The following is a 24,560-nucleotide window of genomic DNA, read 5'->3' on the forward strand; positions in this document are numbered from 1 at the left end:
GTCGCCCCCGCGCCGGGATAGTCGAAGCGCTTTCCATTCACCGTGATCGTCGCCCCACCCGACTGTCCGATGACGGCCCGCCAGCGGCCGCGTCCGATCGCCGTCGGCGCCATATCTGCGCCGTTGATATTGACCGAGGGAGCCGCTCCATTCGTCCGGCCTGAAGCCATCAGAGTCGCGCCGTCCGAATCCACCGCATCCAGCCCCTCGCCGCCATCGAGCCGGACAGTCGGCTGGCCTGCTGCAATCAGGGCGACGGGACCAGCCCCGCCCTGGATCACCACCAGCGTCTCAGGCGAGACGGCGGCGTCCTCGCCCACCTGCACCTCGGGCGTAAAGCGCACATCGCCGCTCAAAGGCGGCAGTCGCAGTTCGAACCGCCCCGCGCCGTCCGCCGTCGTCGCCACGGCCGCAGTATCCGGCGCACGCAGCACGACGCGCGCATTGGGCCCCGCCCCGCCGCGCAGCACCAGAACGCCGCCGTCGCGCATCACGCCATCAATCTGGGGCGGGCGAACCCAGGGCGAGGCCTCGTCGGCCCCCGTCGGCCCCGCCACGCCGCCCTGCTGATCGGAACAGGCTGCGGCAGCCAGGACGGCGACACACGCGACCATCATCCGACGTTTCATCCTGCGCCTCTACGATATAGGACTGGCGACCCAGCGGCTCGAGCCTGTGTTAGCTTGAGCGCCGTCGGTTTGGCCATGGCCAGGCCGCCTATTCGTTTTCTTCGAGGCTCCATGTCCCTGCCCCCCGTTTCGTTCCTGCCGTTCGACGGCTCTTCCGTCTGCCTGTTCTGCGGCGCCTCCGAGACCGCCGATCCCACCTATACCGAGGCGGCCTACGCGTTTGGCAAGGTCGCGGCCGAGGCCGGCTGGCGGCTGGTCTATGGCGGCGGCGGCGTGGGCCTGATGGGGGCCTCGGCGCGCGGCGCGCATGAGGCAGGCGGCCGGGTCGTCGGCATCATGCCGGCCTTCCTGCGCAGCCGCGAACGCCTGTTCGACGAGGTCGAGACCGTCGTCGTCACTTCGATGCACGAACGCAAACAACTGATGTACGACCAGTCCGACGCCTTCGTGGTCGCGCCCGGCGGCATCGGCACCCTGGAAGAGGTTGTGGAGCTGCTGTCCTGGAAGCGGTTGGACCTGCATCACAAGCCAGTCGTCTTCCTGAACCTGAACGGCTTCTGGAACGGCTTCTTCGACTTGATGAAGCACAGCGTCGCAGAAGGAATGACGCCGCCGTCGTTCCTGGACGCCTGGACCGTCGCCGAAACCGTCGAAGAGGCGATGACGCAGGTTCAGGCCGGCGGCGATGCGCCGCAATTGAAACATGATCATCGATAAGTGATCATCGCTCATAATCCGCTGCGCGCGTCTTGACAGTTTTTATCGAAAACTGACATGGGAGCGCAGCGGCATGACGCCGTTCTTCATTTCGGAGAGTTTTCAATGCGCGCTCTGCTGATCGCCGCCGCCCTGTTCGCCGCCGCCCCTGCGGTCGCCCAAGCCCCCGCCGCCACCAGCCTGACGCTGGCCGACGCCGCCAAGGCGCCTGCACGCGCCACCATCATCGACGGCGCTCGTTGGTCCTGCGAAGGCGCGACCTGCACCGCCGCAGGCGGCACGGAACAGCCCGCGACGCGCGCCTGCCGCCGCGTGGTTCAGAAGTTCGGTCCGGTGACCGCCTTCTCCTACAAGGGTGTCGCCCTGAGCGCCGACGAACTGGCTGTCTGCAATGCCTAGAATGCGTGAGGCGGCTTAGGCCGCCTCGCCTCTCAAACGCCGCTGGATGGTTTCGCGACCGATCAGCGGCGCCATGGCCGCCATGTCCGGCCCGTGCTGCTGCCCCGTCAGCGCCAGACGCAACGGCATGAACAGCGCCTTGCCCTTCGCGCCCGTCTCGGCCTTGACGGCCGAGGTCCACGCCGACCAAGCGTTCTCGTCGATCACTTCCGGCAGCAGCCGCAGCGCTGTTTCAATGAAGGTCGCATCTTCGATCACCGGTTGGATCGGACCACGGACGATCTGCGCCATGTCCGCGACGTCGGCGAACTTCGTCAGATTGCCCCGAACCGTATTCCAGAAGGTTTCACCCAGATCGGCGCCGAGAGCCTGAAGACGCGGTTGCGCCGTCGCATAGTCCATGACGTGCAGCGCCTGGGCGTTCAGCCGGTCCAGATCGGCCGTATCGTAACGCGCCGGCGAACGGCCCATCTTAGAGAAGGCGAAGCTCTGACCCAGAGCCTCGACCGAGGCGCCGACTTCCAACGGATCAGACGTCCCGATCCGGCCGAGGTGGCTGGTGATCGCGATCGGCTCATAGCCTTGGTCGCGCATGTCGCTGATCGACAGCGATCCGAGACGCTTGGACAAGGCAGCGCCGTCGGCGCCGACCAGCAACGGCATGTGGGCGAACCCCGGGACCGTCGCGCCCAGCGCTTCGAAGATTTCGATCTGCGCGCCGGTGTTGGTGACGTGATCCTCGCCCCGGATGATGTGCGTGATGGCCATGTCAATGTCGTCGACGACCGACGGCAGGGTATAGAGGAACAGGCCGTCCTCGCGGATCAGCACCGGGTCCGACATCGAGGCTGTGTCCACCTCCGCATGACCGCGCGCCAGGTCTTCCCAGGCGACGCGCTTGCCGTCCAGCTTGAAGCGCCAATGCGGACGACGCCCTTCGGCTTCATAAGCCGCCTTCTGCTCTTCGGTCAGTTCCAGCGCCGCGCGGTCATAGATCGGCGGCAGGCCGCGCGACAGTTGCACCTTGCGCCGACGGTCCAGCTCGTCAGCGGTCTCATAGGCGGGATAAAGCCGCCCCGACGCCTTCAGCCTAGCGGCCGCTTCTTCGTAGCGTTCGAACCGCTTGGACTGGTTGTAACGCTCGTCCCACGGCATCCCCAGCCAGGTCAGGTCGTCTTCGATCCCCTGTTCGAACTCGGGCGTGGAGCGCGCCAGGTCGGTGTCGTCGATGCGCAGCACAAACGATCCGCCCTGCCCCTTGGCAAACAACCAATTCACCAAGGCGGTGCGGACATTGCCGACGTGCAGCTTACCCGTGGGCGACGGGGCGAAACGAACCTTGACGGACATGGATAGACGACCTCGAAAGCGAGGCGGCTAGGTCGCCCCGCAACCCGACGAAGTCAAGGCGCGGAAGGCTTAAACCTCAGTCGTCGCGGTGAACGCGTTCGCGGCGTTCGTGGCGTTCCTGGGCTTCGACCGACAGGGTCGCCGTCGGACGGGCTTCCAGACGACCCAGGCTGATGGGTTCGCCCGTGTCCTCGCAGTAGCCGTAGGAGCCGTCCTCGATCCGGCGCAGCGCGTCGTCGATCTTGGAGATCAACTTGCGTTGGCGGTCGCGGGTGCGCAACTCCAGCGCGCGATCGGATTCCGAAGATGCCCGGTCCACAAGATCGGGGTGGTTTTCGGTCTCGGCCTTCAGATTGACGACCGTGCCCTTGGACTCGCGAAGGATCTCATCCTTCCAGGCCAGCAGCTTCTTCTTGAAATAGGCTTGCTGCCGTTCGTTCATGAACGGCTCGCTGTCAGACGGCCGATACGGGCCGGTTTCGTCGGACACAACGGACGCCAAGGCGCTCATCGATCTCACGCTCTCTAACACGCCCCCCTGTGGCGTAGATGGCCGTATAATCAGCCCGTCGAGTCGCGGCAACGCGGTTCTCGATTCCGTGATGAAAATAGGGCGACTAACCGCCTGACAGTGGCAAAAGTCACTCACTGCTAAAGCTTAGCCGCCTGATGTCAGACGATTATTTCGTATCAGGGGCGGTTGCGGCGCATTTCCGCCTTCGCCAGTTCGACTGAGGCGCGCAGGTCGATCTGATCCAGCAGGGCGCCCAAGTCCTTGTCGTCGTCGGCGGCGCGCTCCTCGCGCAGGCTCCGCGCCAGACGATCCAGAGCCCCCTCGTCGGCGTCGCCGTTCAGCAGGGCCAGCTTGATTTCGTCAAGGCGATCCAGAAGACCGCTGCCGCGCCGGATCGCGCGACGTCGCTTTTCCATCGGCCCCTCGACCCCTTGAAGGGCCATCAAGGCTGACACGTCAGAGACCCCGCCCGTCGCTGCGCTGGCGGTCGGTGCAGCAGGCGCAGGGGTCGCCGCAGTCTGCCCTAGCGAGAAGCCGCTGGCAGATCGCGCCGGACGTGTGCTGGCAGGCGTGCTGACGCCGTTGGGGCCGACAACCTTCATGTGCAGGTGCTCCGCGTCATGAAATCATGGATGACGGGCGGCGATGACTGTTTGGTTAACGCCCCGGCAAATCCTGCCGCTTCTCTGACCGTCAAAGGCCGACCGACATTGAATTCACGTCGTTAATTCTCCGGCACGATCCTCGCACTGATGACGGCGTAACGTTGCGTGGACGCCTGACCGATGCAAAATCTGCTTGCCCGCCTGATCGCCTCCGTCGCCGCGACGCTCGTCGTCGCCGGTGGTGCGACCTCGGCGTTGGCCCAGTCGCAGTCGCGCATCAAGGACATCGCCGCCGTCGAGGGCGTGCGCGGCAACCAGTTGGTCGGCTACGGCATGGTCATGGGGCTGAACGGCACGGGCGACTCCTTACGCAACTGCCCCTTCACCCGCCAATCGCTGGAAGGCATGACCGAGCGGCTGGGCGTCAACATTCGCGGCGCCAACGCCAACACCAAGAATATGGCCGCCGTCATGGTCACGGCCGACCTGCCCGCATTCGCCACGCCCGGCTCGCGCATCGACGTGTCGGTCGCCTCCATGTGCGACGCCAAGAGCCTGCTGGGCGGTTCGCTGGTCGTCACCAGCCTGCAAGGCGCGGACGGTCAGGTCTATGCGGTGGCGCAAGGCTCGGTCCAGACCGGGGCCGTCTCGGCGTCGGGCGGTTCTGGGTCGTCGGTGACGCGCGGCGTGCCGACCGCCGGCCGCATCGCCTCGGGCGCCCTGGTCGAGCGCGAGACCGGCTTCCAGATGGCCAATATGAACGAGGTGCGCCTGAATCTGCGCAACCCCGACTTCACCACCGCCCAGCGTGTCGCCGCCGTCGTGAACGCCGCCTATCCAGGGTCGGCTTTGGCTGAGAACGGCACGGTCGTCGCCCTGCGCGCGCCTGGTGAACTGGGCATGGCGGGCTTCATCAGCCGGATCGAAAACCTGGCCGTCAGCGTCGACACCCCCGCCAAGGTCATCATCGACGAGGTCAACGGCGTCATCGTCATGGGCGACGCCGTGCGCATCTCTCGCGTCGCCATCGCCCAGGGCAATCTGACCATATCGGTGGACGAACAGCCGCAGGTCAGTCAGCCGGCGCCCTTCAGCCGAGGCCAGACCGCCGTCGTGCCCTCGACCCAGGTGAACGTCGAGGAGGATCTGGGCACCCAGATGCGGCTGGTCGGCGGCGGGGCCAACCTGTCCACCCTGGTCAACGGCCTGAACGCCTTGGGCGTAAGCCCGCGCGACATGATCAGCATCCTGCAGGCCATCAAGGCCGCCGGCGCCCTGCAGGCCGACATCGAGGTGATGTGAGCATGACCGACCTGACCGTCTCCGCCGATCTGCTGCGCCCCGCCGCGGCCGCGCCCACGGCCGTGAACCGTGACAAGATCGAGGAAACCGCCAAGGCCTTCGAGGCCACCTTCATCTCCCAGATGCTGAAGCCGATGTTCGAAGGCCTGTCGACCGACGGCCTGTTCGGCGGCGGTCAGGGCGAGGCGACATGGCGCAGCTTCATGTTGGACGAAATGGCCAAGTCCACGGTGAAGGCCGGCGGCATCGGCCTGAGCAACACCGTCATGGCCGAAATGCTGAAGATGCAGGAGGGCCGGCCATGAGCGACACCGAACTGGCCCAGGCGCGGGTTCGTCAGTTGACGACCTTGACCTTGCGCCTGACCGAGCGGCTGAAGGCCGAAACAGCCGCCTTCGCCGATGGCCGTCCTCAGGATGTGGCGGCCGGTCTGTCGGAAACCCAGGAGATGGCCAATCTCTACCGTCGCGATTCCGCCCATGTGAAGGCCAATCCGTCGCTGCTAAGCGGCGCTCCACTCGAAGACCGCAGGACACTGGTCGACGCCACGCGTGAGTTCGACGCCGTCCTGACTCGTCACAGCCGCGCCGTCGACGCCGCGCGTCAAATTTCCGAGGGCCTAGTCCGCGCCATCGCGGCGGAGGTCACCGCCGCCCGCCCCCCCGCCTCCGCCTATGCCGCCGACGGCCGCGCCTCGCTGGGCGACGGACGCGCTGTCGCCCTGAACCGCATGGCCTGAACGGGACGGTCCTTCGCCGTTCGCAGATCACGGTTCGCGTCCTAAGGGTCATTGCCTATTTTTTAAGCGACTGTGTGCCAGCATGGCCTCATGACGCTGACCACTCGCCTCCTAGGCCTGGCCTTCGCTTCCGCCGACACCCTGGTGGAGGTGGATCCGAAAGGCGTGGTCGCCTTTGCGATCGGCGCGGGCGCCGTGGCCGGCGAAGACGCAGGCGCGACCTGGACGGGCCGTCCCCTGCTCGATCTGCTGCACGACGGCGCATCCACCCTGACCGCCCTGCAAGGCATGAAGGCCGGCGTGCGTATTCCCGCGACATCGATCCTGGTGGCGGCCGGACCTGACCGCGTGCGCCGCGCCTCGTTCCGCGCCTTCGTCCTGCCGCAGATGGCGCCCGCCGTCTCCTGCGCCATATCCTACGAAGGCCCGGCCTTCGCGCTGGAGGATCTGGAAACCCGCCCGCTTCTTGAGCCGGAAGATTTCCTGGCCGACGCAGGGCGCGTACTGGAGTCTAATCCCGACCTGGCCCTGTCTTTCCTTGACATCACGGGGCTTGAGAACGTCACCGGCGACGCCGCCGACCGTCTGAACCGCCGTATCGAGGCCACGCTTCAGTCCGCCGCCGTCGAAGGGTCGAGCGCGTCGCAGGTCACCGGCGTCCGCTTCGCCCTGCTGCGCCCGGCCAACGACCGTCGCGACATCGCCGCCGAAATCGTGGAAGCCGGTCGGGCCGAAGGCCTGTCGCTGGGCGCGGAGGCGTTCAGCTCGCCCGTGCCGCCCGGATCGGATTCCCTGTGCGTGCTGCGCGCCATGCGGTTCGCCATCGAAGGCTGTCTGAAGGGCGACGGCCTCGCCAATCCGCAAATCGCCTTCGCGGACTCGCTAAAGCGCACCTTCCGCGACGCTGAAACGTTCCGCAGCCTGGTCAAGTCGCGCGAGTTCCAGGTCCATTATCAGCCCATCGTCCATCTGGACTCCCGCGCGGTCCACCACTTCGAGGCCCTGACCCGCTTCAACGGCAACAATGGACCCGCCGAGGCCATTCGCATGGCCGAGGAGTTGGACATGATCGAGTCGTTCGACCTCGCCGTGGCGGAGAAGGTGCTGAAGCGGATGCGCCAGCCCGGCGCCGGCCTTCTGAAGATGGCGATCAATGTTTCGGGCGCCTCGCTGGGCGATGACACCTACGTCGAGCAGTTGCTGCGCATGACCGCCGGCGCGCCCGAGGAACGCCGTCGCCTGATGGTCGAGGTGACCGAAACCTCCGCCGTTGCAGACATCGAAGCCGCCGACCGTCGCCTGGCCGCGCTGCGCGAAGCCGGTATCAAGGTCTGCATCGACGATTTCGGTGCAGGGGCCGCCGCCTTCGACTATCTACGCAAACTGTCCGTGGATTCGGTCAAGATCGACGGAGCCATCGTGCGCGACATCCAGACCGACCAACGCTCCAAGGCCATGCTGCACAGCATCGTTGAACTGTGCCGTTCGATGAAGCTGGAAACCATCGCCGAGATGATCGAAACCGACGGCGTCGCAGCCGAGCTCAAGGCGGCGGGTGTTGAATACGGCCAAGGCTGGCTGTTCGGTCGCGCCGAAGCCGAGCCGCGAACCCAACTGTCCAGCCCGTCGATGGTCCGTCGCAAGGGCGCCGTCGAGGCCTGGGGCTGACCGACTTCAGAGTTTGATCGTGCGCGTGATCTTCAGCGCCTCAAGGAAATCCACGTCGTGGCTCACCACGATCAACGCGCCGTCATAGGCGTTCAGCGCCTCTTCGACCGCCGCGATGGCGTCCAGGTCGAGATGGTTGGTCGGCTCGTCCAACACCAGCAACTGCGGCGGCGTCGCGCCTGTCATGACGCAGGCCAGACCCGCCCTCAGCCGCTCCCCGCCTGACAGGTCGCCGACGTGGCGCTGCGCCGCAGTATTGCGAAACAGAAACCGCGCCAGCGCTGCCTGGGCGTCATTGACCGAGCCTTTCGGGTTCAACCGCCGCCACGCTTCCACCAAGGTTTCGTCCGGGTGCAGGATCTTGACCTCTTGGTCCAGCAACACCGCACGCACAGGCCGATCGACGGCGCCCGTGGTCGGTGAAAGATCGCCGGTGATCAGCCGCAGCAGGGTCGTCTTGCCCGCGCCGTTCCGTCCCGTGATCGCGACCCGTTCGGGCCCGACCAGCTTCAGGTCGACCGGCCCGACGATCGTCCGCCCCTCAGGTGTCGCCCAGCCCGCCTGGTCCATCGTCAGCACCGTCCGTCCCGTTGGCAGGCCGGTCGTCGGCATCGGGATCGCCAGCGTCCGCGTTCGCTCTACGCGCGCCTGGGCTGAGGCCAAGGCATCCTGCGCGGCCGCGGCCTGACGTTCGGCCAGCAAGCCGCCGCGCCCGCCCGTGTTCTCAGCGCGCTCGGCCCGGGCGCCCAGCAGGATTTTCGGCATATCGCCCTTGGCGGCCTTGCGACGGCCGGCGGCGTCGCGGCGCGACTGAGCCTCCGCGCGTTGTTGAGCCTCCGCGCCGACACGCGTGAGTTCGCGTTGGGCTTCGGCCAGATCCCGCGTCGCCGCCTCGCGTTCCAGCGCTTTTCGCTCGACATAGGCGTCATAGCCGCCGCCATAGCTGGCGACGCCCAAGCTCGACACCTCAAGGATTCGGTCCATGCGGCGCAACAGGTTGCGATCATGGCTGACCACCACGACCCCGCCGTCCCAACGCGCGATGACATCGGCGACCAGCGCCCGCGCCTGTGCATCCAGATGATTGGTCGGCTCGTCCAGCAGGATCAGATCGGGCTGGGCCAGCCTCAAACCCGCCAGCCGCAACCGCGTCTGCTCGCCCCCGCTGAGACTGCACGTCAGGCGTTCGAGGTCCAGGTCAGGCAGCCCGATCTCTCGCAAGGCCTCGTCAAGACGCGTCTCCAGCGTCCAGTCCGCCTCGGCCAAATCCTCGGCCGTTCCCTGCCCCGCCAAAACCCGCGCCACAACAGCCAGCGCAGATTCTACACCGAGGGTTCGCGCGACGGTTTCGTCTGGCGCCGGCTCATAACGCTGATCCAGCACGCCGATCGTTCCAGCTCGCGCGACAGCCCCCTCAGCCGGCGCGGCTTCGCCCGAAATCAGACGCAACAGCGTGCTCTTGCCCGCGCCATTGCGACCGACGGCGCCGGTGCGCTCAGGCCCGAACGTCAGGCTCAGATTGTCGAATAATGTGGCACCGTCCGGCGTCCTAGCGGCGACCTTGTCGAGTGTCGCGAGTGCGGACGGGGACGGGTTTCGGCTTGGGCTGATTAGCATTGAGGATCACGAGCAGCATGGCGGACAGGGCGGAACCGGTGGCCAATGCGATGATCATGATCGTCAAACCTTCTGCAAAACGCGTCAGAACAGAGAGGATGGGTCGTAATCCCGCAATGCGCAAGTCTGGCGTCGAACACGGCCGCGTGAGAAGCTTGGCGTTGAGGAGACAATCATGAAGACCGTCATCACCCTCGCCATCGTCTCCACACTGGCTTGCGCCGCATGCGCGACTGCGCCGGACCGGCCGCCGTCAGCCCCGGATTACAGCGCCGTTCCGACCCAGGCGTCGACGCCCAACGCGCGGCTCTATGCCGCCTGCCTGGAGCAGGCCGCCGCAGCCGACGCCTATCGCCGCGCGGACAACGGGGACGGCGCAGAATATATCCTGTTTACCTGCACGGGTGCGCCGGCCGCCGCCTTCGCCAAGGCCTTGATCCCTTGGAGCGAGAAGATCGGATCGACATTCCAGCGTGACGGCCGCACGTTCCGCTCGACCGCAAAGGTCGAGGCCGACCTGTTCGGAGTCGATTCCTGCTCGACCGATGCGACGGGCGGAGACGCCATCTGCATCCTGTCATTCAACGCCGGCGACTTCCTCGACCAATAGGATGGCGACGGCTAGACCAGCCGTCATGCAAACCCGTTTCCGCATCGAAGACCCCGCCGGCGCCGCCGCGCGGCGCGAGGCCGCCGTCCAGCGCCTGCGGGACGAAACGGGCATAGACGAAGCCATGATCGACGCCTTGGTCGAAGACTTCTACGCCCGCGTCCGCGACGATGCGCTGATCGGCCCGATTTTCGCGGACCGGATCACCGACTGGGCGCCGCACTTAGCGCAGATGAAGCTGTTCTGGTCGTCCGTCGCCCTGTCCACGGGCGTCTATCAGGGCCGGCCGATGCCGAAACACCTACCCCTTCCCATCGATGCGCGGCATTTCGATCGCTGGCTGGAGTTGTTCGCCGAAACTGCGCGTGCCCTGTGCCCGCCCATCGCCGCCGACCACTTCATTGAACGCGCCCGCCGCATCGCCGAAAGCCTTGAACTGGGTGTCGCAAACGCCAGCGGCGTGCTTCTGGCCAAGGGCGAGCGTTTCGTGCGGCCCACGCAGGTGTGGACGCCGGATTGATGCACCGGCCGCAATGTTCCTACATTGTTCTTGCTTCAATCACGCAATTCGTCCCCATATAGCGATGTCGCGCCGGACCCGCCGGCCCTCCTCCGCGTTCTCCGGACAGCATGACCGAAAAGCACAACTTCATCCGCGTTCGCGGCGCCCGCGAGCATAACCTCAAGGGCGTGGATCTCGACATTCCGCGTGAACAGCTGGTGGTGATGACCGGCCTGTCGGGGTCGGGCAAATCCTCGCTGGCGTTCGACACCATCTATGCCGAAGGCCAGCGGCGCTATGTCGAGAGCTTGTCGGCCTATGCCCGCCAATTCCTGGAGCTGATGGGCAAGCCGGACGTGGATCTGATCGAAGGCCTGTCCCCGGCCATCTCCATCGAACAGAAGACAACGTCCAAGAATCCGCGCTCGACCGTCGGCACGGTGACGGAGATCCACGACTATATGCGTCTGCTGTGGGCGCGGGTCGGCGTGCCCTATTCGCCGGCGACCGGCCTGCCCATCGAGAGCCAGACCGTCAGCCAGATGGTCGACAAGCTGGTCGCCCTGCCCGATGGTGAGCGCATCCTGCTGCTCGCCCCCGTCGTTCGCGGCCGTAAGGGCGAGTACAGGAAGGAAATCGCCGAGTGGCAGCGGCAGGGCTTCCAGCGCCTGAAGATCGACGGCCAGTTCTATCCAATCGACGAAGCGCCCACGCTGGACAAGAAGTTCAAGCACGACATCGACATCGTCGTGGATCGGATCGTCACCAAGCCGGATCAGGAAGCGCGCTACGCCGACAGCCTACAGACGGCGCTGGGTCTGGCCGACGGCATCGCCAACGCTGAATGGGCCTCGACGGCGGAAGGCGAGACCGCGCCGCGCAGCCTGCTGTTCTCGGAGCGGTTCGCCTGTCCGGTGTCCGGTTTCACCATCAGCGAGATCGAGCCGCGACTGTTCTCATTCAACAACCCCTTCGGCGCCTGCCCGGTCTGCGACGGCCTGGGGGTCAAGCTGGCCTTTGATGCCGATCTGGTGATCCCGGACCGCGACAAGACCCTGCACAAGGGCGCCGTCGCGCCGTGGGCGCGTGGGCCGTCGCCGCTTTACACTCAAACGCTGCAGTCGCTGAGCCTCCACTACGGCTTCTCGATGGACAAGCCGTGGCGCGACCTGCCCGCCCAGGCGCACAAGGCCATTCTTCATGGCACGGGGTCCGAGAAGATCAAGTTCGTCTATGACGACAACGCCCGCAAATACGAGGTCTCCAAACCGTTCGAGGGCGTCCTGCCGAACCTGGAGCGCCGCTGGCGCGAGACCGACAGCGCCTGGGTGCGCGAGGAACTGGCTCGCTATCAGTCCGAGACGCCCTGCGACGCGTGTCACGGCAAGCGTCTGAAGCCCGAGGCCCTGGCGGTCAAGGTCGGCGGCGAGGACATCGCCGACATCTCCACCCTGTCGATCTCCAAGGCCTATCTGTGGTTCTCGACGCTGGAAGAGAACCTGACCGAAAAGCAGATGGAGATCGCCCGGCGAATCCTGAAGGAGATTTGCGACCGGCTGCGGTTCCTGAACAACGTCGGCCTGGACTATCTGAACCTGTCGCGATCCTCCGGCACCCTGTCGGGCGGCGAGAGCCAGCGCATCCGCCTGGCGTCGCAGATTGGCTCGGGCCTCACCGGCGTCCTCTATGTGCTGGACGAGCCGTCCATCGGCCTGCACCAACGCGACAATACCCGCCTGCTGGAAAGCCTGAAGGGGCTGCGCGATCTCGGCAACTCGGTCCTCGTGGTCGAGCATGACGAAGAAGCCATCCTGACTGCGGACTACGTCATCGACATGGGCCCGGCCGCCGGTGTTCATGGCGGCCAGGTCTGCGCCGAGGGCACGCCGGCCCAAGTCATGGCCAACCCCAAGTCCCTGACCGGCAAATACCTGACCGGCGAGCGCGAGATCGAAATCCCCGCCGAGGGTCGCCGCCCCATCAACCGCAAGCGGATGCTGAAGATCAGCGGCGCCAGCGGCAACAATCTGAAGAGCGTCACCGGCGAAATCCCGGTCGGCGTCTTCACCTGCATCACCGGCGTCTCGGGCGGCGGCAAGTCCACCTTCACCATCGAGACCCTGTACAAGGCCGCCGCGCGTCGGCTGAATAATGCCTCGGAAGCTCCTGCCCCCTTCGATCGGATCGAAGGCCTGGAGCATTTCGACAAGGTCATCGATATCGACCAGTCGCCCATCGGCCGCACCCCGCGCTCGAACCCCGCGACCTACACCGGCGCCTTCGGCCCTATCCGCGACTGGTACGCCGGCCTGCCGGAATCCAAGGCGCGCGGCTACGGCCCCGGCCGGTTCAGCTTCAACGTCAAGGGCGGGCGTTGCGAAGCCTGCCAAGGCGACGGCGTCATCAAGATCGAGATGCACTTCCTGCCCGACGTCTATGTCACTTGCGACGTCTGCAAGGGCAAACGCTACAACCGCGAGACGCTGGAGATCGTGTTCAAGGGCAAGTCCATTTCGGACGTGCTGGACATGACCGTCGAGGAGGCCGCCAGCTTCTTCAAGGCCGTGCCGCCGATCCGCGACAAGATGCTGACGCTCGAACGGGTCGGCCTGGGCTACGTCAAGGTCGGCCAGCCCGCCACCACCCTGTCGGGCGGCGAGGCCCAGCGTGTCAAACTGTCCAAAGAGCTGTCCAAGCGCGCGACGGGCCGCACCCTGTACATCCTCGACGAGCCGACCACCGGCCTGCACTTCGAAGATACGCGCAAGCTGCTGGAAGTGCTTCAGGAACTGGTCGAGGCCGGGAACACCATCGTGGTGATCGAGCATAATCTCGATGTCATCAAGGTCGCCGACTATCTGCTCGACTTCGGTCCCGAGGGCGGCGACGGCGGCGGCGAGATCGTCGCGGTCGGCACGCCCGAACAGGTCGCGGACAACAAGGCCAGCTGGACCGGCAAATACCTCAAGGAGGTGCTGGATCGGCACGAAGACCGCCGCAAGGCGCGTGTGGCGGCCCTGGGCGGGTCCGTCGATGCTCCGGCCAAAAAGAAAAGGGTGAAGGCGTCGGCCTGATCGTCAGGAAAAGACGTCGGTCGACTGACCGCCTCGAAGCCCATTCCAGGCCGCTGCGAACGGGGCATACAGGACCGCGAGTTGCAGCGCGGCGAGGAAGGCGTTGACGATCGACGACACCAGGATCGCCGGCCAGGCCTGCATCAGGATCTGACCCAGTCCCTCGCCGTCGAAGCGCGCCAGCGTCTGGATGCCGCCGGTGGCGAGGTCTGCCGCTGCGCCGATGATCATGCCCAGGATGCTGACGATCAGGGACATGATGATGGCGATCACGGCCATGCCCAGCAGCGACCAGAAATGTCCCTTGGTGGCGGCGAACGATTCCAAGATGGTGATCTTGCGACGATCGATCGTCATCGGCACCGCAAGGCTGAACTTGATCGCCAGCCACACGATCAGGGCGAAGACGGCGAAGATCAGCAGCACGCCGGCCAAGATCAGCAGCGCCTGGTCCGACGCCGCGCCGAAACCGATCGCCGCACCGACCACCATCATGCCGACGCCCGACGCCAGACCGACAGCCAGGCTGACGATCAGACTGACCGCCAGAACACGGACCTCATCCATGCCGAGCCGCAGATAGCCCCACGACGAGTCGTCCGGCCGCAAGACCGAGCGCGCCACCGCGGCGCTGAGCACCGCGCCAACCAGCAGGCCGATGGGCGCGGCCCAGATCAGGGCTCCGGCATAGGTCTGGCCCAGGGCCTGAAACTCCGCCATCGACGGGTTGGCCGACTGTTCCAGCGCTTCACCCGCCGCCATCAGGCTGGCCCACTTGTCTGCGCCCAGGCCGAACATGGCGACATAGACGGCCAGATAGACCAGGCCCCAGGCGACCGCGACGATCGGATGCCGGCGAACGACCCGGAAGCCTTCGAAGGCCGCGTCGGTGGCGGAAAAACTCATGACAACTCCGTGAGCAGATTCGCGGCTTACCCTAGCGCATACGCAAGCCTACGTCCCGCACCGCCGCCGTCACGGCGTCATACGTTCGACCGCCTCAGTTCGCGGAGGCGATCGTCCAGTCCGCGATCTGGGTGTTGATGTCGCGCGTCGCCGTGTCGAAAGCTGCAACAATGGCGGACACGCGATTGTCGCCGGCAGGCTGGGTCACCGTGAACACCCGCTCGACCGAGCGCCCTTCCTCGGGACGAATGGTCCCGCCGCCAGCGCGCCGTTCCGGGGTGGAGCGCAGCTGCGCCCGCGCGGTCACGACGACATCCGGCACGGCTCCCGGCGCGGCGTATCGCGCCTCGAACGTCGTGACCGTGACTTGCAGGATCAGCGGCGGCGTCCCCGGCTCGCGGCGACCCAGCACGCGAATGCGATCCGCTCGGTTGGCGAAGGCCGCCTTCAAGCTGTCGTCGAACAGGGTCGAGGCCGGCGACACCCAGCGTGCGCCGCCAATATAGGCCGTCTCTAGACCCGTGACGCCCAGGATTTTGTCGTCGCCGGTCGCCTGCGGGAACTCGATGCGGCGGATCGAGACCGTTAGAGGCGCAGGCGTGTCGCCCACCGACGACGGCGCGGCCATCGGCAGGCCGAACCGATAGTTCTGCACCGGGTCCGGCGACGACAGCAGAGCGCATCCGCTCAGCGCGGTCAGGACAGCGGCGGACGCCGCCAGTCGAAGGACAGGACGAAGGATCACGGCTGCACCTCCAGCTCTTTGGATTTCGGACGACCGATAAAGTCGCGCGGGCTGGCGCGGACGTCGTCGATCAGGGATTGCAGAGACCGGGTGGCGTCTTGCAGCTCTTCAATCGTGCCGGTCAATTGCGGCAGGCTGGTCGTCGCAAAGTCACCCAGCGGACGCTCCAGACCCGTGATCGAACGGTTGGCCGAGGCGATCGCCGTGCGGGCTTCCGCCGTCGCCGAGTTGATATTGGCGATGGCTTGGCGACCGTCCGTATTGATGATCTGACGCGTGTCGACGGCCAGGGCCTGGTATTCCTTCACCGCCGCGTTGGCGTTGGTCACGGCCTCTTCCAACTGCTGGAAGATGGCCTTGCGGGCTTCCAGTTCCGTCGTCAGCGCCTCGACGTTCTTCACGCTGGTGGAGAAGCTGCGGATATTGTCATCGGACATGACGCGGTTGATCCGGTTCAGCGCATCCACGGTCTGGGCCAGAACCGTGCCCGAACCACTTAACAGTTCAGCGATCGGCGACGGCTGGCTTTGCAGCACGGGCACGACATTGTCCGGATACTGCTCTTTCAGCAGGGCGCTGTTGGGCGAACCGGCAGTGATCTGGATGTAGTTCAAGCCGGTGATGCCTTGCGGCTCCAGCTGCGCGCGCGAGGTGACGCGCACCGGCGTCGTGCCGTCCACGCGGACACGGGCGATCACCTGGTCGCCGCGCTTGGTGTCGATGTTCAGGTCGGTCACCTCGCCGACGCGGATGCCGTTGAAATGGACCTCGCCGCCTTCGGACAGGCCGTTCACCGGCCCATAGAAGACGATGTCGTACATGTCGTAGTCGCTGTTGAACTGCAGCCGGGCCAGCCAGATGGTGAACACCGCCAGAGCCGCCAGAAGGGCGACTGTGGCGATGCCGACGGCGGCGTAATGTGCGTCTCTTTCCATGATCCGCTCTCCTCAGGCGGCAGACTTGGTGGCTGCGCGTCCGCGTGGCCCCAGGAAATATTCCTTGATCCACGGATGGTCGGAGCCTTCCAGCTCCTGCACCGTGGCCTTTTCCACGACCCGCTTGTCCGCCAGCACCGCCACCTTGTCACAGATGGCGTAGAGCGTATCGAGGTCATGGGTGATCATGAAGACGGACAGACCCAGGTCGTCCGCCAGTTGCCGGATCAAATCGTCGAAGGCGGCCGCGCCGATGGGGTCCAGACCCGCCGTCGGCTCGTCCAGAAACACCAGTTCCGGGTCCAGCGCCAGCGCACGCGCCAGGCCGGCGCGCTTCTTCATGCCGCCCGACAGCTCGGCGGGCTTCAGGTGGTGGTGCTCGGGTTTGAGGCCCACCATGGCGATCTTGAGTTCGGCCAGTTCATAGATGATCGCTTTGGGCAGTTTGGTGTGCTCGACCAAGGGCGAGGCAACGTTCTCCAGCACGCTCAGCGACGAGAACAGCGCGCCCTGCTGAAACAGGATGCCGGTGCGGCGCTCGATGTCCGCCGACTGATCGTCGGTCAGGGTCGCACGGTCGTAGCCCAGCACCTTCACCGACCCGCCCTCGGGCTCTTTCAGTCCGATGATGGTGTTCAGCAGTACGGTCTTGCCCGCGCCCGATCCGCCGACGACGCCCATGACTTCGCCGCGCACCAGGTCGAGGTCGAGGTTTTCGTGGATGGTGCGCTCGCCGAACTGGCTCAACAGGCCGCGCACCTCAATCAGGTTTTCTGGTGCTTCGGTCATATGTTCAGCTCCAGGAACACCAGGGCGAACACGGCGTCCAGGAAGATGATGGCGAAGATGGCCTGAACCACGGCGGCCGTCACGCGCCGGCCCAGGCTTTCGACGTCGCCAGCGACCGACATGCCCTGACGGCAACCGATGGCGGCGATCACCAGGGCGAAGACCGGCGCCTTCACCAGACCAACCATTAGATGCTGGGCCATCGTGCCATCTTCGACCAGACGCTGGAAGAAGAAGGACGGACCGAGATTCAGCGAGCTCCAGCACACGACCAGACCGCCGACTAGACCGCCGATCATGCCCATGAAGGTCAGCAGCGGCAGCATCAGCACCAGCGACGCGACGCGCGGGATCACCAGGGCCTGGAACGGATTGACGCCCATGACCTGCATGGCGTCGACCTCTTGGTTCATCCGCATCGACCCGATTTCGGCCGCAAAGGCCGAGGCCGAACGTCCCGCCAGAAGAACCGAGGCGATGACCACGGCGAACTCGCGGAACATGGCGACGCCGATCAGCTGAACCGCGAACACTTGGGCGCCGAAGTCGGTCAGCAGGTCCACGCCGATGAAGGCGATGACTGCGCCGATGAAGAAGTTAGTGATCATGACGATCGGAATGGCGTCCAGACCGGCGCGCTCGGCCTGACTGACCCAGGCCGGCCAACGGATGCCGCCGGGATGTTTGGCGGCTTCCACCACGGCGGCCATCAGCCGACCCAGAAAGGCCAGCGACAACATGGCCTCGCCGCCGAAATCGTAAACGCCACGGCCGATCTTGGCGAAGGTGCGCACGAAGGCGCTGGGGCGTTTCGGCGCAGGGGCGCTCTGGCGCTCCAGCAGTTCGATCATGTGATAGATGCGACCGGCCTCCGGTCGATCCTTCCACTGGCTCTTGGCCAGGCGGCCGCTTGAAGCCTGCACCAGAGCCAGCGCGCCGGCGGTATCGAAGCGACCGAGATCGGAGGTGTCGATGCTGGCGATATCGCGGCCTTCCAGATCGCGGCTCAGTTCCGTCGGCAGACGACCCAGCGCCGTGGTCGTCCAGTCGCCGGTCAGGCGCAGACGGGCCTCGCCATCTCTATCGACGATTTCGTATGCGGCCGTGTTCATCGCGCCCCTGAAGACCGGTCTGACATCGCGATTTTCCCTTGACCCTCTGAACAGACAGCCGAAATCCCTGCCGCGCTAATGGTCAAGCCGGCATTCGATGTCAACGCGCGATGACATTCGCGCGGATGTTTGTCGATCGACCGTGTCGAGATCGCCTCCCCCGATGAAACGTCCAACGGTCACGCTGGCGCTGATGCCAAACGCGGCCGAACGGGATTCGTTCTCGCGTCACCTCATACGACGCTGCACGGCCTCCAGATCCTCAATGAACAACCGTCTCGCCTCGGACTTCGCCGCCTCGTCCGGCAGACGCAGCAGATAGGAGGGGTGAACCGTCAGTACGGCGGTCGATCCATCGCTCAGGTCGATCGGCGCGCCGCGTTCCTGCATCACGGCGGTCTTGCGACCTAGCAACGCCAGACCCGCCGTCGCCCCCAGGGCCAGCACGACCTGCGGCTTGATCAGCCTTCGCTCCGAGTCCAGCCACCAGCGGCAGGCCTGAACCTCGCCCGCATTCGGCGTCTTGTGCAGGCGACGTTTGCCGCGAGGCTCGTGTTTGAAGTGTTTGACCGCGTTGGTGACATAGACGTCGGATCGATCAATACCGGCCTCGGCCAAGGCGGCGTTCAGCACCTGTCCAGCCGGCCCTATGAAGGCGCGGCCTGCCAGATCCTCCTGATCGCCCGGCTGTTCGCCGACGATCATCAGACGCGCCGACTTCGGCCCCTCCCCGCACACGCCTTGCGTCGCGTCGCGGTATAGCGGGCAGCGGCGGCAGGCCTGAACGCCGCTGGCGACATCGTCGAGGTTTTCGGGCACGGCCTCGGCGTCGGGACGCGCCAGATGCAGGTCTGGCGCGACGGCGCGCGCGAAGCGCGAATTGGGCTGAGGAGACGGCGTAGCGACCATGGTTTCGGTTCGAACCGACGACGCCGCGACCAGTTCCGGGATCAGGGCGGCTTCCGGCAGGTTCTTCCAGTAGGACTTGGCCATCTCACCCTGCATCGTCTTCACCTTGAGCCGCGCTGGATTGAAGGTCGAGGCGTAGTAGGTCTTCCAGAAATCCTCGATCTCGTCTTCGGCCGGCGCCATGTCGCGGGTCGCCGGCGGCCCGAACCGCAGGGCTTCTCCATCCCAGAAGGCCGAACCATCCGGCGTCAGGATCGACCAGCGCATGGTCGTAAACCGCCGTTGGAAAAACGGCGCGGTCTTTTCCAGAACCCGATGCGGCGGCTCGAACCATGCGACCCAAGCTTCGCCCAAATCGTCATGCACTTGGCGAAAGCGAACGAAGGCCTTCATCTTGTGCGAGGCGCGGCTGACGTTCTTGACCCGCCCCAGCGCGTCGGCGACGTCCCGGTCCGAAATGACCTTGATCAGGTCCGGCTCATCCTTCAGCCGCCATAGCAGCCGGTACATCAGATCAAAACGGTCAGCGGATCGATGCAGGATCAGGTTCTGGGCCAGATCCACGAACTCTTTCGGGACGTTGAAAGCTCTGCGGTCATCCGGCGTCGGCGACGTTTCTTCGGCAATCGGCTGATCGAACAGCCCGCCCTGTTCCACCGCCCCCACCACGACGAACCGCGCCGCCGCAGGCTCCACACCCGCCAATCGAAGCGCGCGCGCCGCTTTCCGCCAGCCGTCGAAGTCGGTCTCACCGTCCAGCGTCGCCACCGCCATCAGAACAGGCTCAACTGCTCGGGCGTTCGGCTGGTCACGCGCGCCTTGAGGTCCGCCGCATCCGTCAGACCGCCTGGCGTCCAGTCCAGCGCCGTAATGAAGGGCCGGATCTTCGCCACCGATCGCGTCAGCCGTCCGACGTCCTCCAGCCGCAGGGTCCGATAGCGGCGCACCGAGACAATCCGGTCCACCGCCTTCACGCCCAGCCCCGGCACACGGAGCAGCATCTCGCGCGGCGCGCGGTTCACATCGACGGGAAATTGCTCGCGCTTGTTCAGAGCCCAAGCCAGTTTGGGGTCGACCGCCAGATCGAGCATGCCGTTCGATGTGCCCTCGCCGATCTCCGGCGCGGAGAAGCCATAGAACCGCATCAGCCAATCGGCCTGATACAGCCGATGCTCGCGCATCAGCGGGGGCTTGGATAGCGGCAGGATCGAACTAGAGTCCGGGATTGGGCTGAACGCCGAATAGTAGACGCGGCGCAGGCCGTAACCGCAGTAGAGCGAGGCGCTGCGATCCAGGATTTCCGTATCCGGCGCGCCGTCGGCGCCGATGATCAGCTGGGTGCTCTGGCCGCCCGGCGCGAACTTCGGCGGTTTGATCTTTTCACGTTTGGCCGGCTTGGCCGCCTCGACGCCAAGGCGCACCTGGCTCATCGCCTTCTTGATGACCCCAACATCCTTTTGCGGCGCCAGTCGCGCCAGCGCCTCGTCGCGCGGAAGTTCGATATTGGCCGACAGGCGATCGGCATACAGCCCCGCCATCTCCACCAGCTTCGGATCCGCCTCCGGGATCAGCTTCAGATGAATGTAGCCCCGGAAATCGTGGACTTCCCGCAGCGTCTTGGCCACTAGGACCAGCTGCTCCATCGTATAGTCGCCGGATCGAATGATGCCCGACGACAGGAACAGACCCTCGATATAGTTGCGCTTGTAGAAGTTGAGCGTCAGGTCGACCACCTCGTCGACATCGAAGCGCGCGCGTTCCATGTTCGACGACACGCGATTGATGCAATAGGCGCAGTCGTAGATGCAGAAGTTGGTCAGCAAGATCTTGAGCAGACTGATGCATCGACCGTCCGGCGTATAGGCGTGACAGATGCCCATGCCTTCGGTCGAGCCGATCCCCTTGCCGCCAACGGAGTTTCGTTTCGACGTTCCCGACGACGAACACGAGGCGTCATACTTGGCGGCGTCAGCCAGAACGGAGAGTTTTCGACGCAGATCGAGACGGGCCATCGTTCATGATACGTTCCAGAACGATGTTTGGTCCAGCGTTGCCGTTTTCTTTTTTGAAACGACGACTTAACGCAGCAGATTGAGCAGCGACGTGCTCTTCAGCGAGTTGATGATCTGGGCCGAAGCCTCGATCGCCACCTGCGCCATCTGCAGATCGGTGATCGCCCGTGCCGGATCATAGCCGGACTTGTCCTGCATCATCTTCTGCAGGGCGGTCTTCTGATTTTCCTGGGCGTCCAGCGCCGTCTCGACGTGGTTCTGGATCAGACCGTTTTTGGCCGTCTGGTTCGTCAGTCCCGCATTCGCCTTGTCCAGTTCGCCCATCTGCGCCTTCAAAAACGCGGTGACGTTGGCGTCCGGCTGTCCCGTCAGCGTGCCCGCGCCGGCTGGCGTATAGGTCACGCCGCCGACGGTCACAGCCGTGCCGTTCTGGAAGGCCTGAATGTTGCGAAACACCTCAGTCAGCGGCCCGCCGATCTCGCTGGCCAGAAACCCGGTCTCGACCGTGGTCTTCTCGTCGATGCGCGACTTCTGCTTCAAAATGTCGTTGGCGAAGGTCGCGGCGGTAGACGGCGCCGCCGTCAAATCAGCCATGGTCGCGGCTGTGGCGGGAGCGATGTCGCTCTGGCCGCCCGCAAACAGGTATGAGCCCTGGTGTTCCGCATTCAGTCCCCCCTGCACAGTCTGATAGTTCAGACCGAGCTCGACCATCAGATTGTCGATCCGCCCGGCGGCCAGGCTGTTTGCAATGGCCTCGCGCGCCGCATTGCCGCCCTCGTAGATGCGGCTCATGGCCAGATCCTGGGCGCTCAGCCGCGCCTTCACGGCCTCGCCGGTGGAGATGAAGCCCTCCAGTCGCGCCTGGGTCGACGTCAGGCTGGTCAGCTGCTCTGCGCCTCGGCCGTAGCCGGACATGTCGGTGGCGATCTTCTCGCTATCGATCCGCTCCTGCGCCTGCTGCGCGCGGCCTTGCGCGTTCATCAGGCTGAGCAAGGCCGACTGGTAGTTCCCGTGGGTCGCGACGCGCGTCATTGCAGGATTCCGAGCAGTACGTCGTACATGTCCTTGCTCGCCTGGATCAGGCGCGCAGAGGCGTTATAGGCTTGCTGGAAGGTGGTCATATTGACCAGTTCCTCGTCCATGTTCACGCCTTCGGCCGAGGTGCGGCGGCTGTCCGCCTCCTTGACCAGGGCGCTTGCCGTTTCGCTGCGGGTCTTGGCCGCCGAGGCCTTGCCGCCGATCTCGCCGGCGAAGTCCGCCGCATAGGACGACAGGGTCTTGGTCCCGCCGGCATTGCCGCCGGCTGCTGCGAAGGCGACGTTCTTCTTGCCCACATCGCCCAGCGCCAGGCCGCCACGCCCATCGTTCTTGCTCAGGGCCGGCGTCCCCGACGCTGCCGACAGGTTCAGTTGCGCCAAGGCCAGCTTGCCGGGGTCCTGCTGGATGTCGCTGCGCACCGTATAGGCGCCCGCCCGCGTCGACCCGGTCGCGCCCAGGCCGAACAGTTGCGACATTGAAACGCCGGACGGATCTTGGGTCGTATTGTCCTTCACGACGCTCATCGACGTCGCAGACGGGTCGTAGGCTTTGAAGGACAGCTTGCCCGCTGCATCCAGGCTGAAGGCGCCATAGCGGCCGACGCCCGTGATGGGGTCGTTCAGCGCGCCCAACATCTCGCCCATCGTTCCCGTCCCGGCGGGCACGGACACGGTGATGTCACGAAGACGCGCCCCGGACGGGCCGGCAAAGCGCAAGGTCAGGCTCCCGCCCGGATCGAACCCATGCTGAGACGTCAGGGTCAGGCCCGTCTCGTAGAAGGTCGGCGTCGTCGTGGCGACCAGGTCGTTCAGGCCGAACCAGTGCGAAAATCCGCGCCCGCCCTTCGTGCTGGGCGAGGTCGCGTCGTCGGCTATGGCGACGCCATTTCCGCCCGCCCCGTCCAAGCGCAGTTGGCCGTCCGAGAAGCTCGCCGTCGCCGTGCCGCCCAGTTGGGCGTTCAGCACGCTGAGGAAGGTGGTCGGATCCGCGGCGGCGCCGTTGATCGTCATTGTGCCGCCGGAAAAGACGATCCGGGCCGAGGCCTGCACCACGCCCGACGCATTGACCGCCGAGATGGTCGTCGTGCCGGTGAAGCCGGTCAGGGCGTTCTCCAGCGACTGGCCGGTGTTGCGCCCCGTCAAGGTGGTCGGTGCAGGAACGCTGCTGTTTGCGTTATGGGCGCGGTTCAGTTCGTCCGCGAGTTTGGCCGTCAACTCACCCAGGCGCGCGGCGGCCGCCGGCGCATCGACATCGCGCATCTCGACCAGACCCCGGATCTGACCGGACGACACGCCGTCCAACAGCGGCCAGCGCGTGCCGCTGGGCTCGGTGATCATGATGTCCGAGAAGGCCGTCATGGCGTCCACAGTACCGGCCGCCTGGTACGACAGCGTCGCCGCCCCCTCGCCCACCAGGGTCGTGCCTGTGTTGGTGCGCAGCGTCACGCCGCCGTTCGAGCGCGCCTCGACCTTCACATCCATATATTTGGACAGTTCGTTGATCAGGCCGAGCTGGGCGTTCTGGGCACCGGTCACATCCTCGTTCGTCACCGTGCCGGCGGCGATGGTCTTGTTCAGCTTGGCGATCTGTTCCAGCAGAGGATTGACCGTCTCGACCGCGCTCAGCAGCCGGCCGTCCGCCTCCTGACGCGCTGACTGGATCTGGGACGCGATGCCGGCGGCCTGATTGAAGATCGCCTGGGTCTTGTAGATGGTATCCTGACGCCCGGCCGATGATGTCGGGCTTTCGGCCAGGGTCGCATAGGTGGCGAACAGCTTGTCGACCTGAGCGAAGAAGTTGGTGTCGCTGCTGGGATCGCCGAACTGGTTCTGGATCTGGTCGTACAGCTCATAGCGCACGGTCTGGCGCGCGGCGTCCGCCCCGGCGCTGAGGCTGGCCGCCTGCAGGAAACGGTCTGTCGCCAGACGCACCCGCGTGACGTCGACACCCGAACCATAGCCATTGGTGACGGCGGCCGACTGATCGGCGACCTTGCGGATGTATCCGGGCGTATCGACGTTGGCGATATTGTCGGCGGTGACACGCAACTGCGACTGGGCGGTCTTCAGCCCTGAGGTCGCAATGTTCATGATCGAGTTCAGCGACATTGACGCGTCTCCCCCGCCCTACCCGGCAACCGCTGCATCGCGACGCGCAGTTCTTGCCCAGCCACGCGCCGCGCCCTCTCGCATAAAGCGTTGTTTTTCCACAAGATCGTTGATCGGGCGGCCGTCATGATGGGAAAGACGCGCAAAGGTCGGGCCAATCGGATTGCGGGCATCCCGCGTGTCGCTGATCGGCAGCGTGCGAAGCCGGGCAAAAAGTGGCGAGAGCGCGGCAATAACGACCGCCGCGCCGCGGACCCGTCGACCCCGACCCTGTTCTTTG

Annotated in this window: 23 protein-coding genes; 9 read left to right on the forward strand and 14 right to left on the reverse strand. The window is 65.5% G+C overall.

Translation table 11 applies throughout. From position 1 onward, the window contains the following. A partial coding sequence (locus tag GGC30_RS08960; RefSeq protein WP_194943567.1) for a hypothetical protein occupies nt 1-629 on the reverse strand: 629 nt, incomplete at its 3' end. Nucleotides 630-740: 111 nt separating this feature from the next. Between GGC30_RS08960 and GGC30_RS08965 the strand changes: the two genes are divergently transcribed. Both GGC30_RS08965 and GGC30_RS08970 read left to right on the forward strand, forming a co-directional pair. Further along, nucleotides 741-1,346 carry a TIGR00730 family Rossman fold protein gene (locus GGC30_RS08965; RefSeq protein ID WP_153923541.1) on the forward strand — a complete coding sequence of 202 codons (606 nt, stop codon included), beginning with the start codon at nt 741-743 and terminating at the stop codon, nt 1,344-1,346. Between the two features lie 105 nt (nt 1,347-1,451). Next, nucleotides 1,452-1,745, forward strand: coding sequence for a hypothetical protein (locus GGC30_RS08970; RefSeq protein WP_017504618.1), 294 nt, complete (start codon nt 1,452-1,454; stop codon nt 1,743-1,745). A 15-nt stretch (nt 1,746-1,760) separates the two neighbouring features. On the opposite strand, the gene gltX is transcribed toward GGC30_RS08970, so the two are convergent. From gltX to GGC30_RS08985, 3 genes are all read right to left on the reverse strand, one after another. Beyond that, on the reverse strand, nt 1,761-3,095 hold the full coding sequence (gene gltX / locus GGC30_RS08975; RefSeq protein WP_153923542.1) for a glutamate--tRNA ligase: 1,335 nt from the start codon (nt 3,093-3,095) through the stop codon (nt 1,761-1,763). Between the two features lie 76 nt (nt 3,096-3,171). After that, nucleotides 3,172-3,606, reverse strand: coding sequence for an RNA polymerase-binding protein DksA (dksA, locus tag GGC30_RS08980; RefSeq protein WP_017504616.1), 435 nt, complete (start codon nt 3,604-3,606; stop codon nt 3,172-3,174). Nucleotides 3,607-3,785: 179 nt separating this feature from the next. After that, nucleotides 3,786-4,211 carry a flagellar assembly protein FliX gene (locus GGC30_RS08985; protein WP_153923543.1) on the reverse strand — a complete coding sequence of 142 codons (426 nt, stop codon included), beginning with the start codon at nt 4,209-4,211 and terminating at the stop codon, nt 3,786-3,788. A 183-nt stretch (nt 4,212-4,394) separates the two neighbouring features. Between GGC30_RS08985 and GGC30_RS08990 the strand changes: the two genes are divergently transcribed. The 4 genes from GGC30_RS08990 to GGC30_RS09005 all read left to right on the forward strand — a co-directional run bounded on the left by GGC30_RS08990 (nt 4,395) and on the right by GGC30_RS09005 (nt 7,923). Continuing rightward, nucleotides 4,395-5,516, forward strand: a complete 1,122-nt coding sequence (locus GGC30_RS08990; RefSeq protein WP_091747795.1) for a flagellar basal body P-ring protein FlgI — start codon at nt 4,395-4,397, stop codon at nt 5,514-5,516. 2 nt (nt 5,517-5,518) lie between these two features. Next, complete coding sequence (locus GGC30_RS08995; protein ID WP_153923544.1) at nt 5,519-5,821, forward strand: rod-binding protein; 303 nt, start codon at nt 5,519-5,521, stop codon at nt 5,819-5,821. Then, nucleotides 5,818-6,255, forward strand: coding sequence for a flagellar basal-body protein FlbY (locus GGC30_RS09000; protein ID WP_153923545.1), 438 nt, complete (start codon nt 5,818-5,820; stop codon nt 6,253-6,255). The genes GGC30_RS08995 and GGC30_RS09000 overlap by 4 nt, the downstream gene beginning before the upstream one ends. Nucleotides 6,256-6,345: 90 nt before the next feature. Continuing rightward, a complete protein-coding gene (locus GGC30_RS09005; protein ID WP_153923546.1) occupies nt 6,346-7,923 on the forward strand; it encodes an EAL domain-containing protein in 1,578 nt (525 codons plus the stop codon). Between the two features lie 6 nt (nt 7,924-7,929). Here GGC30_RS09005 and GGC30_RS09010 read toward each other — a convergent pair whose 3' ends face one another. Beyond that, entirely contained in the window at nt 7,930-9,540 is a 1,611-nt protein-coding gene (locus GGC30_RS09010) for an ABC-F family ATP-binding cassette domain-containing protein (protein WP_153923547.1), read from the reverse strand. Between the two features lie 175 nt (nt 9,541-9,715). Between GGC30_RS09010 and GGC30_RS09015 the strand changes: the two genes are divergently transcribed. From GGC30_RS09015 to uvrA, 3 genes are all read left to right on the forward strand, one after another. Further along, nucleotides 9,716-10,150 carry a hypothetical protein gene (locus tag GGC30_RS09015; protein WP_153923548.1) on the forward strand — a complete coding sequence of 145 codons (435 nt, stop codon included), beginning with the start codon at nt 9,716-9,718 and terminating at the stop codon, nt 10,148-10,150. A 25-nt stretch (nt 10,151-10,175) separates the two neighbouring features. Next, nucleotides 10,176-10,670 (forward strand): group III truncated hemoglobin, encoded by a 495-nt coding sequence (locus GGC30_RS09020; RefSeq protein ID WP_153923549.1) that lies wholly within the window; start codon nt 10,176-10,178, stop codon nt 10,668-10,670. Nucleotides 10,671-10,780: 110 nt separating this feature from the next. Next, nucleotides 10,781-13,726 (forward strand): excinuclease ABC subunit UvrA, encoded by a 2,946-nt coding sequence (gene uvrA / locus GGC30_RS09025; protein ID WP_153923550.1) that lies wholly within the window; start codon nt 10,781-10,783, stop codon nt 13,724-13,726. Nucleotides 13,727-13,729: 3 nt separating this feature from the next. Here the strand turns inward: uvrA and GGC30_RS09030 are convergent, their stop codons facing one another. The 9 genes from GGC30_RS09030 to flgK form a co-directional block, all read right to left on the reverse strand. After that, on the reverse strand, nt 13,730-14,632 hold the full coding sequence (locus GGC30_RS09030; protein WP_153923551.1) for a hypothetical protein: 903 nt from the start codon (nt 14,630-14,632) through the stop codon (nt 13,730-13,732). A gap of 94 nt (nt 14,633-14,726) precedes the next feature. Continuing rightward, entirely contained in the window at nt 14,727-15,377 is a 651-nt protein-coding gene (locus tag GGC30_RS09035; protein WP_370451933.1) for an ABC-type transport auxiliary lipoprotein family protein, read from the reverse strand. After that, a complete protein-coding gene (locus GGC30_RS09040) occupies nt 15,374-16,312 on the reverse strand; it encodes an MlaD family protein (protein ID WP_039246448.1) in 939 nt (312 codons plus the stop codon). The genes GGC30_RS09035 and GGC30_RS09040 overlap by 4 nt, the downstream gene beginning before the upstream one ends. Before the next feature lie 12 nt (nt 16,313-16,324). Continuing rightward, nucleotides 16,325-17,101 carry an ABC transporter ATP-binding protein gene (locus tag GGC30_RS09045; RefSeq protein ID WP_153923552.1) on the reverse strand — a complete coding sequence of 259 codons (777 nt, stop codon included), beginning with the start codon at nt 17,099-17,101 and terminating at the stop codon, nt 16,325-16,327. Beyond that, nucleotides 17,098-18,213 (reverse strand): ABC transporter permease, encoded by a 1,116-nt coding sequence (locus GGC30_RS09050; RefSeq protein ID WP_153923553.1) that lies wholly within the window; start codon nt 18,211-18,213, stop codon nt 17,098-17,100. Before GGC30_RS09050 ends, GGC30_RS09045 begins: the two co-directional genes overlap by 4 nt. A gap of 228 nt (nt 18,214-18,441) precedes the next feature. Further along, a complete protein-coding gene (locus GGC30_RS09055) occupies nt 18,442-19,896 on the reverse strand; it encodes a UdgX family uracil-DNA binding protein (protein WP_153923554.1) in 1,455 nt (484 codons plus the stop codon). After that, nucleotides 19,896-21,134 carry a putative DNA modification/repair radical SAM protein gene (locus GGC30_RS09060; RefSeq protein ID WP_153923555.1) on the reverse strand — a complete coding sequence of 413 codons (1,239 nt, stop codon included), beginning with the start codon at nt 21,132-21,134 and terminating at the stop codon, nt 19,896-19,898. The genes GGC30_RS09055 and GGC30_RS09060 overlap by 1 nt, the downstream gene beginning before the upstream one ends. 66 nt (nt 21,135-21,200) lie before the next feature. Further along, the gene (locus GGC30_RS09065; RefSeq protein ID WP_153923556.1) at nt 21,201-22,166 is read right to left on the reverse strand and encodes a flagellin; all 966 of its coding nucleotides are present in this window, start codon (nt 22,164-22,166) and stop codon (nt 21,201-21,203) included. Then, nucleotides 22,163-24,262: a flagellar hook-associated protein FlgK gene (gene flgK, locus GGC30_RS09070; protein WP_228763687.1), complete on the reverse strand. Its 2,100-nt coding sequence runs from the start codon at nt 24,260-24,262 to the stop codon at nt 22,163-22,165. Before flgK ends, GGC30_RS09065 begins: the two co-directional genes overlap by 4 nt. Nucleotides 24,263-24,560 lie beyond the last annotated feature (298 nt).

This window comes from Brevundimonas sp. SPF441 (assembly GCF_009661015.1).
GTDB lineage: Bacteria > Pseudomonadota > Alphaproteobacteria > Caulobacterales > Caulobacteraceae > Brevundimonas > Brevundimonas vesicularis.